Source organism: Streptomyces flaveolus (genome assembly GCF_000716535.1).
In the GTDB taxonomy this organism is placed as follows: domain Bacteria; phylum Actinomycetota; class Actinomycetes; order Streptomycetales; family Streptomycetaceae; genus Streptomyces; species Streptomyces flaveolus_A.
This window is the reverse complement of the sequence record NZ_JNWV01000046.1, coordinates 22,824-38,316: the sequence shown is the minus strand read 5'-3', so window position 1 is coordinate 38,316 and position 15,493 is coordinate 22,824. Positions and strand designations below refer to the sequence as shown.

Here is a 15,493-nt window from a genome sequence, read left to right as displayed (position 1 = left end):
CGCCGAGAACGCCCCCCCCTTCGCCCGTGAACAACGCGCTTTCCGTTCGGTGGGACCGCCGTGAAACGCGCCGGGTCACTCGGTATTCCCCGTCCGGCGGTCGCACCCGTCCGGAAAAGCAGTCCTGATCACCCCCACAGCTTCTGTTCCCGAAAGTCACAAACACAAGGGAGTGCACAACGTGACTCAGACAAGCGACGTCGATGTCCCCGTCCTCATAGTCGGCGGGGGCGGGGCGGGACTGACCTCGTCGATCCTCCTGTCCAGGCTGGGCGTCCGCTCGCTGCTTGTCACCCGTTATCCGGAGACCACGCGGCTGCCACGCGGGCACATCCTCAACCAGCGTTCCATGGAGATCTTCACCGACATGGGGGTCGCCCCGGAGATCAAGGCGAAGGGTACGCCCCCGGAGAACATGAAGGGTGTGGCCTGGTACTCGGGGCTCGGGGGCGGCGGCCCGGAGGACGGGCACGGCCGCCTCCTCGGCTTCGTGGAGGCGTGGGGCGGGGGGTACACCGACCCCGACTACATCGCGGCGAGCCCTGAGCCCTGCGTCAACCTCTCCCTGCTGCGCACGGAGCCGATCCTCAAGTCGCACGCGGAGAGCTACCCGGAAGCAACGGTCCGGTTCCACCACGAGCTCGTCGGCCTGGAGCAGGACGCCGACGGGGTGACCTCGACCATTCTCGACCGGGACTCCGGTGAGACCTACACCGTCCGCTCCTCCTACCTGCTGGGCGCCGACGCCGGCCGGACCGTGGCCGAGCTGGCCGGCGTCAAGGTGACCATGCACGAGCGGTTCCGCAAGCTGGTCAGCCTCTACCTCGCCATGGACCTGTCGCAGCACCTGCCGGGCGACGACTCCGTCCTCACCTGGGTCTTCAATCCCGAGTACCCGGAGCATCTGGACTACGGCGCCGTGCTCGTGCCGCAGGGCCCCGAACGGTGGGACCGCCACTCCGAGGAATGGCTGCTGGCCGTGTCACGCCCCGATCTGGACGGGTCGCAGCCCGAGAAGATGCTGCGCTGGGCGAGCGAGGCACTGGGCATCCCCGACCTGGACCCGGAGGTCCTGGGGGTGAGCGAGTGGTACCTGGAGCGGTTCCTCGTCGACGACTTCCGGGCCGGCCGGGTGTTCCTGCTGGGTGACGCCGCACACCGTGTCCCCCCGTCGGGCGGTCTCGGTCTCAACAGCGCGGTCCAGGACGCCTACAACCTCTGCTGGAAGCTCGCCGCCGTGCTGGCGGGGCGCGCGGGGGACGGCCTGCTCGACACCTATTCCGCCGAACGCAGACCGGTGAACCTCAACAACATCGAGGCCTCGACCAAGAGTGTCAGCGGCCAGGTCTCGATGGCCTCGGCCCTGGGGTTGTCGACCGGCAAGAGCGCCGAGGAGAACTGGGCGGAGCTGAGCCTGTTCTGGGAGGACGGTGCGCCGGGCGCCGCCGAGCGCCGGCACGCGTTCAACGAGTGGCTCGCTGCGAGCACGCTGGAGTACCACCAGCACAACCTCGACTACGGCTACGTCTACGAATCCGCCGCCGTCGTCGCCGACGGGACCGGGAAACCGGTCTCCCCGGACGAGATCCGTCTGTACCAGCCGAGTACGAGACCCGGTCACCCGCTGCCCCACGCCTGGGTGGAGCGTTCCGGTGAGCGGCTCGCGCTCCGCTCGCTCACCCACGGCGGTCACTTCGCCCTCATCGCCGGCGAGGACGGCCGCCCCTGGATCGAAGCGGCGGAGAAGATCGCCCAGGCACGGCAACTTCCGCTGCGCAGCGCACGGGTGGGTCTCGACAAGGTCGACCTCATCGACATCCGGCTGGCGTGGCAGCGCAACCGCGCGATCTCGGCCCAGGGCGCTCTCCTGGTCCGACCCGACGGGCACGTCGCCTACCGCTCGATCGGGGCGGCCGACGACCCGGTGGCCGCCCTGACGGCCGTCCTCGACCAGATCCTCGCCGTGGAGAAGGAGATCTGATGCGCATAGGAAACCTGTCGGGGCGGCTTACCGTGTTCACCACGGCGGGCGCCGTCGACGTCGAGAAGGCCAGCGGCGGGCGGTTCGGATCCGACCCCCACCACGTGTACGAGCAGTGGGAGGATTTCACCGCGTGGGCCGCCGAGGCGGTCGGGGAGGCCGACGGCGTCCCCTTCGCGGTCGAGGACCTGGCCTCCCCCTCTCCGCGGCCGGCCCAGGTGTTCGGTATCGGCGCGAACTACCGGGCGCACGCCGCGGAGGCCATGCTGGCGGCACCTGAGTTCCCCGTCGTCTTCACGAAGTTCCCCACGTCGATAGCCGGGCCCCGCAGCGAGGTCGTGCTCAGCGGGCCGAGGGTGGACTGGGAGGCGGAACTCGTCGTCGTGATCGGCAGGCCGGCCAGGAACGTGCCCGCCGGGCGAGCCTGGGACCACGTGGCCGGGCTGACGGTCGGTCAGGACATCAGTGACCGGACCGAGCAGATGAAGAACCAGATGCCGCAGTGGAGCCTGGGCAAGTCCTTCCCCGGATACAGCCCCATGGGCCCGTGGCTGGTCACCCCGGACGCGTTCGCCGACCCGGACGACCTCGAACTGAGCTGCACCCTCAACGGGGAAGAGGTGCAGCGCACGGTCACGTCCCGCCTGCTGTTCCCGGTGCCGGTCCTGATAGCGGAACTGTCGGCGAAGCTGCCGCTGCTCCCCGGTGACGTCATCTTCACCGGTACCCCCGCCGGGATCGGAGCCGCCCGCAAGCCGCCTGTCTTCCTGAAGGCGGGTGACGAACTCGTCACCACGATCGAGGGTGTCGGCGAGATCAGGCAGCGTTTCCGCACCGCCTGACGCGGGCGTTCGGCGGCGGGGTCACCTCACGGACGCCGTCGCGCCGCGGCCGGGACTCGCCCGACGGCCCCGAGGGGCCACGCCCGCCGCCGCACGGCATCGCCGGCAGCCGCCCGCACCCGGCCGGTCGCACGCCCCGGTCACGCCCGAGACGACCGCACCGTCACACACGTGCTCCCCGGAAAGGCAACCATGGGCAACCCAGTCATCGTCGATGCCGTACGCACGCCGTTCGGCAAGCGCAACGGAGCTCTGTCGGGGATGCACCCGGCACACCTGCTCGGCCGTACCCTCACCGAGATCTGCGACCGGTCGGGAATCGCGTCGGGCGACGTCGAGCAGGCCATCGGCGGCTGCGTGGACCAGGTGGGCGAGCAGTCCAGCAACGTCACGCGCAACGCCTGGCTGACCGCCGGCCTGGACACGGCCACGGCCTGCAGCACCGTCCACACGCAGTGCGGCTCGGCCCAGCAGGCCGTGCACCTCGTGGCCGGCCTGATCGCCGCCGACGCCATGGGCGTGGGTATCGCCTGCGGAGTCGAGGTGATGAGCCGCGTCCCGCTGCACTCCTCGATCAAGGCAGGGCCCGGACACCCTCGTCCGGAGTCGTGGCCGGTCGACCTGCCCACCCAGTTCGTGGGTGCGGACCGCATCGCGCGGGACTTCGGTCTCTCCCGGCGGGACCTCGACGCCTGGGGCCTTCTGTCCCAGCGACGTGCGGCCGATGCATGGCGCGAAGAGCGGTTCGTGTCCGAGGTGTTCTCGGTGGAGGTGCCGGAGCTGGACGAAGAGGGGAGGCCGACCGGGAACACCCGCGTGGTCTCCCGTGACCAGGGTCTGCGCGACACGTCCTCGGAGGCCCTGGCGGCGCTGCGCCCCATCGAGGAGGACGGCCTGCACACGGCGGGCACCACCTCCCAGCTCAGTGACGGCGCCACGGCGGTGCTGCTGATGAGCGAGTCGGCCGCCGCACGGCACGCGCTGCCGGCCCGGGCCAGGATCCGCGCCCAGGCCGTCATCGGCGACGATCCGTATTACCACCTCAACGGACCGATCGCGGCCACCGCGCGGGTCCTCGACCGGGCGGGCATGACCCTCGACGACATCGACGTCATCGAGGTGAACGAGGCGTTCGCCGCAGTCGTGCTCAACTGGGTCCGGCACTACGAGGCCGACCCCGCGCGCGTGAACGTCAACGGCGGAGCCATCGCCCTGGGGCATCCGGTGGGCGCCAGTGGAGGGCGCCTCGTGGGCACGGCTGTGCACCAGCTCGAACGCACCGGCGGAACCACCGCCCTGGTGGTGATGTGCGCCGGTGGCGCCCAGGCGACGGCGACCATCATCGAACGGCTCTGAGACGGCTGACGCGCGCGTCAGCGGCCATCACGCGGAGGACCGGACCCCGGCTGCCGGTCCACCGGCCTTCACCGTCCAGTTGACAAGGATCACCATGGAACACTCCCTCCACACCGCGCGTTCGCTGCTGCCTGCAGCCGGCACCGCACGCACCATGGACTGGCTGCTGCAGGTGCGGGCGGACGTCAGGCCCACCCACCCGTTCCTCGTCTGGGAGCCGCTGGAGGGCACCGGACGCACCTGGACCTACGCCGAGTTCGCCCGTGAGGTCGCGGCGGTCGCCGGGGGCTTGCACCGCAGCGGTGTCCGGACGGGCGACAGGGTACTGATCCACCTCGACAACAGCCCGGAGTTCCTCCTCACCCTGTTCGCGTGCGCGCGGCTGGGTGCGGCGGCCGTCTGCACGAACACCCGTTCAACCGGGGACGAGTTGGGCTACTTCGGCAGCCACTCGGGGGCCTCGGTCGTGGTGACGCAGCCCAGCCTGGCCGCGCTCGTGAACAGTGCCGTCCCGGACGCCGAGGCGGTGTACGTCACCGACCACGACGCCGGCGAACCGGCAGCCGGCCTCGACCTGCCCGCCCGCGCCGACCGCTTCGCGGCGCTGCTCGACGGCGAACCGGTCCCCGCCCAGCCGGTCGACGCCCTCGACCCGGCGGTCATCCTCTACACCTCGGGGACCACCGGCAGGCCCAAGGCGGTCATCTGGACGCACGCCAACACCCTCTGGGCCGCGAAGGTGAACGGATCGCACGTGCACCTCGGGCCTTCCGACGTCACCCAGACCTACCTGCCGCTCTACCACACCAACGCACTGGCCTATTCCCTCCTGCCCTCCCTGTGGGCAGGAGGGACGGTGGTCCTCCAGCCACGGTTCTCCGCCTCGCGCTTCTGGGGCGTCGCGCTGAAGCACAGCAGCACCTTCTGCTCCCAGATCTACTTCGCCCTCCGTGCCCTGGCCACCCGGGAAGTGCCCGGCGAGCACGGCTTCACGCGCTGGGCCACCGGTATGAACCACCACCCCACGGAGGCCCACTTCCGGATACCGGTCATGGGCTGGTACGGCATGACCGAGACGGTCGGCGCCCCGGTCGCCGGCGACCTGCTGGTCCCGAACCGGCCGGGGACGATGGGCCGCCCCACGCCGCAGTACGAGGTCGCCGTGGTCGACGACCGCGGGGAACCGGCCGGGATCGGCGTGATCGGGCACCTCCGTGTCCGCGGCGTTCCCGGGATCTCCCTGTTCGGCGGGTACCTGCACGACGAGGAGGCCACCCGGGCCGCCTTCGACGAGCAGGGATGGTTCATCACCGGGGACCGGGCGACGGTGAACGACGACGGCTCCGTCAGCTTCGTCGACCGGGACAAGGACATGCTGCGGGTGGCCGGCGAGAACGTCGCCGCGTCCGAGATCGAGCGGGTCGTCACCCGTGTCCCGGGCGTCGCCGAGGCGGCCGTCGTCGCCGCCCCGGACCCGATGCGGGACGAGGTGCCGGTCGCCTTCGTGGTGGCCAGGCCCGGTCTCTCCGATCCCGGGGATCTGGTCGCACCGGTGCTCGCCGCCTGCCGCCGCGACCTGGCGGACTTCAAGGTCCCCCGCGAAGTCAGGGTCGTCGAGGAACTGCCCCGGTCCACCCTGGAGAAGGTGGCGAAGCACAAGCTGCGCGCGATCCTCCAGCACGAGGCGTCGGAACAGCCGCCGCGCACCTGACCCACCACGGCCGGCGGCACGGCAGCACCACCTGCCCGTGCGGCGGCACGACAGCGCGGCGGCACCGCGCTCGAGGCCCCCGCGTGCGCTCCGCCGAAGCCCCGGCACGGCCCGGCCCCGGGGCGCATCCGGTCCCGCCGCCTGTCTTCGAAGGGACACCATGGCCATCCATCGACTGCGCGCGGTCACGAGCGTAAGCGCTGCCGCCGCACGGTGGCTCGTCGTGACCCTGTGTTTCGCTGCCTTCCTGCTCTCGGCGCTGCAGACGCTCGTCGTCCCCGTGGTCGGCGACATCGGCCGTTCGCTCGGCACCAGCGCGGAAGCGACGAGCTGGGTCGTCACGTCGAACCTCCTGGCGGCGGCGGTCGGTACGCCGGTGCTCGGCCGGCTCGGGGACGTGCGCGGCCGGCGCCCGGTGCTGCTGGGTGTCCTCGCGGCCGTGCTGGCCGGGTCCCTGATCGCCGCTGCCACCCACAGCCTCGCCCTCCTGCTCGTCGGCCGGGTGTTGCAGGGCGCCAGCTACGGGGTCTTCCCGATCGCCGTCGCCCTGGTCCGGGACGAGATCCCGGCGGGGCGGGGGACGCGGGCGATGGCCGGCATCAGCGGCATGTTGTCCGTGGGCGGCGGCGTCGCGCTGGCGGCGACGGGCTTGCTGACCCGGCACGGCGGGGACTACCGGCGCGTCTTCTGGCTCGCCGCGGGGCTCACCGCCGTCGCTCTCGTCCTTGCCTGGCTCACCGTCCCGGCCCGCCGCCCCCAGGCCGACGGCCGGGTCGACTGGCGCGGGGCGGCGGTGCTCGCCGTCACGCTGGTGCTGCTGCTCACTCCGCTCTCCCAGGGAAACCGGTGGGGCTGGCGCTCGGCCGGGGCCGTCGGGGGGCTGACCGGAGCCGCGCTGATGTTCGGCGTGTTCCTCCTCCTCGAAAGGGCGACACCGCACGCGCTCGTCGCGCCCGGGATGTTCAAACGGCCACCGATCGTCGTCGCCAACATCGCCGGACTCGTCCTCGGACTGTCGAACTTCACCGGCCTTCTCGGGGTGACGGCACTGGTCCAGACTCCACGAGCGCTGGCCGGCTACGGCTTCGGCGCCACCGTGCTCAGTACCAGCCTCGTCTATCTGCTCCCCGGTGCGCTGTCCGGTCTCGTCACGGCTCCGCTGGGCGGTGAACTCTTGCGCCGGCTGGGGGCGCGGGCGACCCTGGCCCTGTCGATGCTGCTCTCCGCGGTGGCGTTCACGGCGCTCGCCTTCTTCCACGAGGCCTCGTGGCAGGTCGTCCTCGCGACCGCGGGCACCTTCATCGCGGTCCTGCTCGGCTACGCCGCGCTGCCCGCACTGCTCGGCGAGCACGTCAGCCCGGCGGACACCGGCATAGCCAACAGCGTGAACTCCGTGGCGCGTACGGTGGGCAGCGCACTCGCCAGTGCCGTGCTCGTCGCCCTCCTCACCAGCGACCACGTCCCCGGCCTGCCGTTCGCCGTTCCGCCGGACCACCAGTACACCGTCGTCTTCCTGACCGGTGCGGGCGCCACCTCGTGCTGCGCCCTGCTCGTCGCCTTCGGCCCGGGACAGCGGGTCCCGGCCGGTGAAACCGCCTCCGGTCGTCCGCTCCGCGCTGCCGGGGTCCCGCTCGCGTCCGTGCCGCCCGGTCATGGCGCGGCGGAGGAGACCTCCTGACCCCGGTGCTCGACACCATGCGCGCACCGGATGCCGACCGGTGTGCCGACCGCGACCGCGATGACACACCCTCACCCTCATACGGCACGACCAAGCAAGGCGAGGACACGGATGGACAGAAGAGTGGACCAGCCGGCGGACCGCAGGGCCGCTGTCGCCGGCCTCGGCCTCACCGAGATGGGCAAGGTGTACGGGCCGACGGCGCAGCAGTTCGCGGCGGAGGCCGTACGGCGAGCCGCCGCCGACGCAGGGATGGGCCTCTCGGACATCGACGGCCTGCTGGTGTCGGCAGGGGTGACGAACGCGGTGAACCTGAGTCTCCAGGTCGACCTGGGTCTGCGTGATCTGCGGATGCTCACACAGATGCAGGCCTTCGGTTCCACGGCGGGCGCGATGGTGCAGTACGCGGCCATGGCCGTGGAGGCCGGCATGGCGGACACCGTGGCCTGTGTGTTCGCCGACGCTCCGCTCCAGCCGGGGCGCACCACTGGTGAGGCGTACACGGCCCGGTCCGAACCGCTCGGCTGGGCCGGCTTGCGCGAGGCGAGCGGATTCGTCAACCCGAGCACGCACTACGCCCTGGCCGCGCGCCGCCACATGCGGGAGTTCGGGACCACCAGTGAGCAGTTCGGGGCGATCGCGGTCGCGCAGCGCGCATGGGCCGCGATGAACCCGCTGGCGCAGTTGCGCACACCCATCACACTTGCCGATCACCAGGCGTCCCGCTTCGTCGTGGAGCCGTTCCACCTGCTCGACTGCTGCCTGGTGTCCAACGGCGGAGCCGCCGTGATCGTCACGTCGGGCGAGCGTGCCGCGGAGCTGGCCCAGCCCCCGGTGTGGGTGCTCGGCTGGGGGCAGGCGCATCCCGGCCACCGCTGGCGCCGCGACGACGCCTTCGGACTCGTGAGCGGAGCCGCCCGGTCCGGCCCCGCGGCACTGGGTATGGCGGGCATCGGCGTCGAGGACGTCGACATAGTCGAGCTGTACGACTGCTACACGTACACCGTCCTGCTGACACTGGAGGACTACGGCTTCTGCGAGAAGGGCGAGGGCGGTGCCTTCGTCTCGACGCCCGGCGTGCTGGGACCGGGGGGCTCGCTGCCGCTGAACACCGGAGGCGGCCAGCTCTCCTCGTACTACATGTGGGGGATGACCCCGCTCGCCGAGGCGGTCATCCAGGCCCGCGGCCAGGCAGGAGAACGTCAGGTGGACCGGCACGACGTCGTGCTCGTCTCCGGGAACGGCGGATTCCTCGACCACCACAGCACCTTGGTGCTCGGCGGCCAGGCCGCTTCGTGAAGTGGTCCCGGGCGTCCGTCCCGAGAAGGGCCGGCGCCCGGGATCCGGATACGGCGCTACGGCACCAAGGAAGCGTCCGCGAGCCGGGCCTGCACATCGTCCAGCAGGTCCACGAGTGACAGCAGTGCCGGATTGGTGTCGTCCTCGCGCCAGGCAAGAGCCAACGGCAAGGGCGGGATGTCGGGCACCGGAACCAGCGCGACGCCGGACAGCCGGATGTGCCCCGCCGACATCGGGGCGAATCCGATGCCCGCACCAGCGCCCACCAGCGCCAGGAGGGTGTGCACGTCGGACACCAGCTGGACGATGTGCGGGCTGATGCCGTGTCTGAGGAAGGCTCCTTGGATCAGGGTGGGAACCGTGCCGCCCAGGTCGCTCCGGTAGCCGATCACCGGCTCGTCGCGCAGTTCGGCCAGGTCCACCCTCGGGCGGTCCGCGAGGGGGTGCTCGGCCGGCAGGGCCACGGCCATCGCGTGCCGGGCGATCTCCCGGACCGCGATGCGGGAACCCCGCACCGGCAGACGGAGGAGGCCGGCGTCGATCTCGTCGCGGTTGAGCTGCTCGACCAGTTCGGCACCGTGCAACGGGCCGGCCACGTCGAGCCGGACGTCGGGACGGTGGGTGCGGTACATCTTGGTCAGCAGCATCAGCACCTCGGGCGACGCGGCGCCGCCGAACCCCAGGCGGACGCCCCCCGTCTTGCCGTCGACCACCTCCTGGGCCGCCCGGCGTGCGGCGTGCACCCCCTGCACCGCTCGCCGCGCCCGGTGCAGGAAGGCCTCCCCGGCGGGGGTCAGCGCCACGTGGCGGGTGGTACGGCGCAGCAGGACTGCTCCGACGTCCCGCTCCAGCCGTTTGATCTGCTGCGACAACGGCGGCTGAGCGATGTGCAGCCGCTCGGCGGCACGCCGGAAGCTCAATTCCTCCGCTACCGCGATGAACGCCTCGATGTGGCGAAGTTCCACAGGCGGCCCTCCCCTCTCACTTGTGTGCCGCACTGCTGCCCCGGACACCGCGACACGCCCTGCACAGGCCCCGGGGCGCCCTTGCGCGCCGGTCGGCAGGTAATTGCTGCGACAAGTGAATGACCGATGTTGTTGCAGTGTCAATGATGTAATCGAGAATGGCCGTCTATGGTCCATCGGCGTCCGCGGCTCGAGGGAGAGCAGCAGGTCCCGTACCGCTCGACGCCTGGATCCGGCGCCCTCCCCGGGGCGCCGCCGCCGGAGTGCGGAACACCGGCAGCGCGGCGCCACGGGGGACGAGTCGGAACCACCGCGAGCGGACGGTGCTACCAGGCGCTCGCGCCACCGTCGACCGGGTAGTTGGCACCCGTGATGTACGACGCCCGGTCGGAAGCGAGGAAGGCGGCCAGCTCCACGATCTCCTCGGGCCTGGCGAACCGCTTGAGGAGCGTCTTGCTGGTGACGGCGTCCCGGAGGGCCTGGTTGTCACCGAGGTCCCGGTCGCTGGCCGGCGTCAGCACCGGACCGGGGCTGATCGCCACCGCGCGTATGCCGTCCGGGGCTCCTTCGAGCGCGAGCTGCCGCGTCATGCCGATGACGCCGGCGTTGGCCGCGGTGTGCGCGACCATCGGAGGGTTGGAGCCGGCGATCATGCCGGCCTCCGACGCCACGTTGATGATCACGCCGCCGCCACGCCGGACCAGGTGCGGCCAGGCGAACTTCGACACGAAGAACGGGATGTCGAGTTCGCCGGCCTCCGTCGCCCGCCAGTCTTCGACCGAGAAATCCGGCATGGGGCCGAAGCGCTGCATGGCCGCGTTGTTGTACACCACATCGAGCCCGCCGTAGGCGTCGACGGCACCCTCGACCAACTGCCGCGCCTGCTCCGGGTCGGTCAGGTCGATCGGCGCGATCCCCGTCATCTCGCCGCCCGCGTCGCGGACGAGCCCGACCGTCTCGTCGTTGAGGTCGGTCTTGACGTCCGACCCGACGATCTTCGCACCCTCCCGGGCGAAGATCAGTGCCGCGACGCGCCCCATGCCGCCCGCGCTGCCGGTGATGAGTACTACCTTCCCGTCGAGCATTCCCATCGGAATTCTCCTTGCCTCAGAATGTCGGTCCGGTCCTTGATCGATCAATCATTTGCTTGACGAAGCAAGCTTGCGCCTGCGCCGGGCGAGCGTCAAGCGATTCATGACCGTGCGGACGCGCCGTGACCGCACTCACAGCCGGACGCGGCGCACCGGGCCCCGCAGCGCAGGGGCTCGGTCCCGTCCCGCCGCGACGGCGGCCCGGAGGTTGTCCAGCAGACCGACGACCGGAGCGACCTACCTGACGCACTTGAACGGGCTTGTCCCGCCGACGGCTTGAAAGGTGTGGCGCGCACACCGGCGTGTGTTCGGCGGTCCGGAGTCCCTCAGCCGGTCGGTGGCCTCGGCTGCGGGTTCCGCCCTGGCGGCGCACGTCCTCCTCCGGTCACCCGCCGGGTCGGCGGGCGGTCCCTGGAGCCGTGGGCGGCGGCCCTGTCCGGTCGGGCAGACGTGCGGAGAGGGCCGCCGAGGCCGTACCGGAGGCCAGGCCGGTGGACCGGACCGCCCGCACGGGGAACGGGTCGTCCGTCGTCGGGGCGTGCCGCACCGAGACAGCCGTCCGGCTACCGCCGCCCGCGTGGACGGAGGCAGCCCTCACCGGAAGCAACGAGGCGACCCGCGTCAAGGGTTCACCCGGGAGTCCGCGGCGGGGTCGGCGGCGGTCCGGCGCCGGCGCTCGTGGTCAGGTCAGCCTGTGCCAGGTGAGTTCGGCGGTGCGCTCCGCACCCCAGAGCCGGGTGGGAGTGGCGACGGCGAGCCGGAGGAACGAGCCCACGAAACGCACCTTCCGCACCTGGGAGCGCCCGATCCAGTTCGGGAAGAGGCTGGTGGTGACGTGGTGCTCCACGGTGGTGGGGTCCACGACCTCGAACGGCCCGCCGTAGGAGACGTAGCCGGCCGCCGCCCGCGCCAGTTCCTCGGTCTCCGCGTCCTCGAGACGCGCCGACCTCAGGGGCGGGCGGCCGCCGCGCCCCAACTGGGCGGACATGTAGCCCTCCGGGGTGTAGACGATCAGGCCGTACGGGGCGGGGCCGAGCGGGTGGATGACCTCTCCGTCGGAGCTTTCGGCGGTGTACGACACGAGCTGCCATGCGCCGAGCAGTCTCCGGCGCACCTCCTCGCGGGCCTCGCGCTCGTCGTCCGCGGCGGCTTGGTCGGTGGCGGTCACGGAAGGGCTCCTTTCCTTGGTGGGGGATCCCCTGTCTGGGACGGATCGGGCCCCGTCCGGTGGCGGACGGGGCCGTGGGGGCGGTTCAGTCCTGGGTGAGTTCGCCGTCGACGACCCGCCACAGGTGCAGCGGGTTCGCCTCACGCAGCGGCTGCGGCAGAAGGTCGTCGGGGAAGTTCTGGTAGGTGACCGGCCGTATGAACCGCTCGATCGCGCCCATGCCGACGGAGGTGAAGCGGCTGTCGGAGGTGGCCGGGAACGGGCCTCCGTGGGTGGTGGCGTACGTGACTTCCTGCGGGATCGAGAAGGCGTTGAACACGATGCGTCCCGTACGGCGCTCCAGGACCGGCAGGAGCTGCTCGGCCTCGGTGCGGTCGGCGGCGTCGGCGTGCAGGGTGGCCGAGAGCTGTCCGCGGAACGCGCGGGCCGCCTCCAGCAGCTGTTCCGGGCCGGCCAGCCGTACCAGCAGGAGGGCGGGGCCGAAGACCTCCTCGCGCAGGGCCGGCTCGGCCAGGAACCGCTCCCCGCTGACTTCGTACAGCTGGGACTGGCCGTCCCACGCGCCGTCCGGGGAAGGTCCCGCGGCGATCCGGGTGGCGCCCTCGTCCGCCAGGCGCCGGGCGTTGCGGGTGTAGGCGTCGTGGATGCCGGGCGTGAGCATGGTCCGCGCGGCCACCTTCTCCACCTCGGCGATCGCGGCGTCCCGCAGTTCCCGGAAGCCGGGTCCGTCGACGGCGAGGAGGACGGCGGGCTTCAGGCAGGCCTGGCCGACGTTGTACATGCCGCGCTGGACCAGGCCGCCGCCGATCTCCGCTCCGCGTGCCGCCAGGGCGGCGGGCAGGACGAAGGTCGGATTGACGCTGGTCATCTCGGTGAACACCGGGATGGGGTCGGGGCGCTGCTGGGCCCGGCGGTAGAGGGCCATGCCGCCGGTCTCGGAGCCGGTGAAGGTGACCGCCCGGACCAGGGGGTGGTCCACCAGCGCCTCACCGATCTCGTTGCCCGCGCCGCGGACGAGGGAGAAGACGCCCTCGTGCAGTCCGGCCTCGGCGACGGCCTCCTGGATGACCCGGCCCTCGATCTCGGAGGCACCGGGGTGCGCGTTGTGGGCCTTCACGATGACGGAGCAGCCGGCCGCCAGTGCCGAGGCGACGTCGCCACCCGCCACCGAGTAGGAGATCGGGAAGTTGCTGGCGCCGAAGACCACGACCGGGCCGAGGGCGACCTTCTGCAACCGGTGGTCCAGGCGCGGTGCGGGCTGCCGGTCCGGCTGCGCGGGGTCGATGGTCGCCTGGAGGAAGCGGCCCTTGCGGACGACGACGGCGAACTTCCGGAACACGCCGGCGGTCCGTACGGCCTCGCCCTCGAACTGGGCGGCCGGCAGACCGGTCTCCAGCTCGAGACGTGCGGCGAGTCGGTCCTTGACCGCCTCCAGCTTGTCCGCGACGAGCTCGAGGAAGGCGGCGCGCTCGGCCAGGCCGGTGTGGCTGTAGCTGTCGAACGCCTCGTCGGCCAGGCGGACCGCGCGGTCGACCTCGGCCGCGCCGCCGAAGGCGAACTCGGGCTCGAGGAGTTCTCCGGTGGCGGGGTTGAGCGCCTTCATGGTTCCCGCGGTCGCGGGCACCTGGGAGGCTCCGATCAGCAGGTCTCCGGTGAGGGTCATGCGTGTGCTCCCTTGAATGCGGTGGTGAGCTCGTCGGTGGTGGTGATGGCGTGGGCGTAGGTGGGGCCGTTCAGCTCGTGCGCGGCGTGCATCATCTCGGGCAGGAACGCCGCGGTGGCGTCGCGCACCAGCGTCACGTGGTAGCCGAGTTCCATGGCGAAGCGGCCGGTCGACTCGATGCACGTGTTCGCCAGCAGGCCGACGAGCACCACGTGGGTGATGCCGTGCTGCTTGAGCTGGAAGTCGAGGTCCGTGTTGGCGAACCCGCTCTGCGCCCAGTGCTCCTGGACCACGGGCTCGCCCGGCTGCGGCTGGAAGTCGGGGTGGAACTCACCGCCCCAGGTCCCGCGGGCGAAGCTGTGGCGCTCCATGATGCCGAGCTGCGTGGGGTTGGGGTGGTCCCACGTCTCGTAGTCGCCCGGCTCCCAGCGGCGGTGCGGGACGAACACGACGCGGACGCCGTTCTCTCGGGCGGAGGCGACCACGGAGCGCAGGTGGTCCAGCAGCCCCGCCTCCCGCGCCATGGGTTCCAGGCGCGGCCAGATCTTGCCGCCCTCGGAGAGGAAGTCGTTGAAGGGGTCGACCAGCAGGACGGCCGTGCGACGGGGGTCGTAGGTGAGGGTCATCGGTTCAGCTCCGATCTGGATGATGAGTAACATCCTGAAACGAGATTACGTACGTCATCCAGAAAGTCAAACGGAGAGGCTGGACGGCCCGCTTTGACAGGGGCAGGTGTATGATGTACGTCATCCAGTTGCGCGGTGCCCACCGCGTCGCTCCACGAAAGGCAGGGTCGGATGGGCCACTCACAGGCGGAGAAGGCGGCGACCCGTGAACGGGTGCTGCGGATCACCTCACGCAAGATCCGCGCCGAAGGCGTCACCCGCCCCGGGATCGCGGAGCTCATGAACGAGGCCGGGCTGACGCACGGCGGTTTCTACAAACACTTCCGGTCGCGGGACGACCTGATCACCCAGGCCGCCGCCTTCGCCCTGGCGGAGGGCACCGCGAAGATGGAGCGGTCCGCGCGGAAGAACGAGCAGGATCCGCGAGCCGGACTGATCGACGCCTACCTCGCCAAGCAGCACCGGGACGCACCGGCCACCGGCTGCGCGCTGGTCACCCTCGGTGCCGCCGCCGCACGCGGCGGTCAGGACGTCAAGGAGGCGTACGAGAAGCAGGTCCGCACCTACCTGGACCTCATCGCCGGCCTGGACGACGACGCCGAGGACGGGGAGGACGCCCGGGCGGAGGCGATGGTCACCCTGAGCGCCCTCGTCGGTGCCGTGCTCATGGCACGGGCCGTGGAAGACCAGGAGTTCTCCGACGAACTGCTGGAGACGGTCACCGCCCGGCTGACGCGGCACGCGTCACACGACAAGGTTCCGGCCCCCTGATACGTGTCCCGGGCCGGGAGGCGGTGGCGTCGGGGCGTACGACTGCACGACGCCACCCGGTTCCGGGCCGGGGGCGCACCTCCCGGGCGTGCGGCGATCCCCGGTGCTCCGCAGGCCACCCGCGCGACGGCTGCGGGCCGCGACCGCACGGAACCGGCCGCCGCGCCGGCCGGCCGAAGCGATGGCGGACCGGGTTCCTGGTCTGCTCCGGCGGGAGGCGCATGTCCTCCAGCCGGGCCCCGGACTGTTCTCACCGGCTCCGCACGCGCGAGCGAGCCGCGTGGCCTTCACCCCGCCGGCTCCTGTCGTCCGGCCGCCGGCGCGGGGCGAGCCTGGGCAGCC

The 15,493-nt window shown here is 71.6% G+C and carries 12 protein-coding genes; 7 read left to right on the top strand and 5 right to left on the bottom strand.

Annotated elements, in window-relative coordinates; all coding sequences use genetic code 11:
- The first annotated feature begins 181 nt into the window (after positions 1–181).
- From OO52_RS39010 to OO52_RS38985, 6 genes are all read left to right on the top strand, one after another.
- Positions 182–1,981, top strand: a complete 1,800-nt coding sequence (locus OO52_RS39010) for an FAD-dependent monooxygenase (protein WP_037630594.1) — start codon at positions 182–184, stop codon at positions 1,979–1,981.
- Positions 1,981–2,823 carry a fumarylacetoacetate hydrolase family protein gene (locus OO52_RS39005; RefSeq protein ID WP_030655372.1) on the top strand — a complete coding sequence of 281 codons (843 nt, stop codon included), beginning with the start codon at positions 1,981–1,983 and terminating at the stop codon, positions 2,821–2,823. Before OO52_RS39010 ends, OO52_RS39005 begins: the two co-directional genes overlap by 1 nt.
- Positions 2,824–3,015: 192 nt before the next feature.
- Positions 3,016–4,179, top strand: coding sequence for a steroid 3-ketoacyl-CoA thiolase (locus tag OO52_RS39000; RefSeq protein ID WP_030655369.1), 1,164 nt, complete (start codon positions 3,016–3,018; stop codon positions 4,177–4,179).
- A gap of 94 nt (positions 4,180–4,273) precedes the next feature.
- On the top strand, positions 4,274–5,890 hold the full coding sequence (locus tag OO52_RS38995; protein WP_037630592.1) for an AMP-binding protein: 1,617 nt from the start codon (positions 4,274–4,276) through the stop codon (positions 5,888–5,890).
- 223 nt (positions 5,891–6,113) lie between these two features.
- The gene (locus OO52_RS38990) at positions 6,114–7,568 is read left to right on the top strand and encodes an MFS transporter (protein ID WP_030655362.1); all 1,455 of its coding nucleotides are present in this window, start codon (positions 6,114–6,116) and stop codon (positions 7,566–7,568) included.
- Between the two features lie 111 nt (positions 7,569–7,679).
- A complete protein-coding gene (locus OO52_RS38985) occupies positions 7,680–8,867 on the top strand; it encodes a thiolase family protein (RefSeq protein WP_030655359.1) in 1,188 nt (395 codons plus the stop codon).
- A gap of 56 nt (positions 8,868–8,923) precedes the next feature.
- Here the strand turns inward: OO52_RS38985 and OO52_RS38980 are convergent, their stop codons facing one another.
- The 5 genes from OO52_RS38980 to OO52_RS38960 all read right to left on the bottom strand — a co-directional run bounded on the left by OO52_RS38980 (position 8,924) and on the right by OO52_RS38960 (position 14,413).
- Positions 8,924–9,832, bottom strand: a complete 909-nt coding sequence (locus tag OO52_RS38980; protein WP_030655357.1) for a LysR substrate-binding domain-containing protein — start codon at positions 9,830–9,832, stop codon at positions 8,924–8,926.
- Between the two features lie 326 nt (positions 9,833–10,158).
- Complete coding sequence (locus tag OO52_RS38975; protein ID WP_030655354.1) at positions 10,159–10,923, bottom strand: SDR family NAD(P)-dependent oxidoreductase; 765 nt, start codon at positions 10,921–10,923, stop codon at positions 10,159–10,161.
- Positions 10,924–11,605: 682 nt separating this feature from the next.
- Positions 11,606–12,091 carry a lipocalin-like domain-containing protein gene (locus OO52_RS38970; protein WP_051848671.1) on the bottom strand — a complete coding sequence of 162 codons (486 nt, stop codon included), beginning with the start codon at positions 12,089–12,091 and terminating at the stop codon, positions 11,606–11,608.
- Between the two features lie 85 nt (positions 12,092–12,176).
- Entirely contained in the window at positions 12,177–13,754 is a 1,578-nt protein-coding gene (locus OO52_RS38965; RefSeq protein WP_030655348.1) for an aldehyde dehydrogenase (NADP(+)), read from the bottom strand.
- Positions 13,751–14,413, bottom strand: coding sequence for an isochorismatase family cysteine hydrolase (locus tag OO52_RS38960; RefSeq protein WP_234339906.1), 663 nt, complete (start codon positions 14,411–14,413; stop codon positions 13,751–13,753). Before OO52_RS38960 ends, OO52_RS38965 begins: the two co-directional genes overlap by 4 nt.
- A gap of 138 nt (positions 14,414–14,551) precedes the next feature.
- Here OO52_RS38960 and OO52_RS38955 point away from each other — a divergent pair, with 138 nt between their 5' ends.
- Positions 14,552–15,151, top strand: coding sequence for a TetR/AcrR family transcriptional regulator (locus OO52_RS38955; protein ID WP_030655342.1), 600 nt, complete (start codon positions 14,552–14,554; stop codon positions 15,149–15,151).
- Positions 15,152–15,493: the final 342 nt, after the last annotated feature.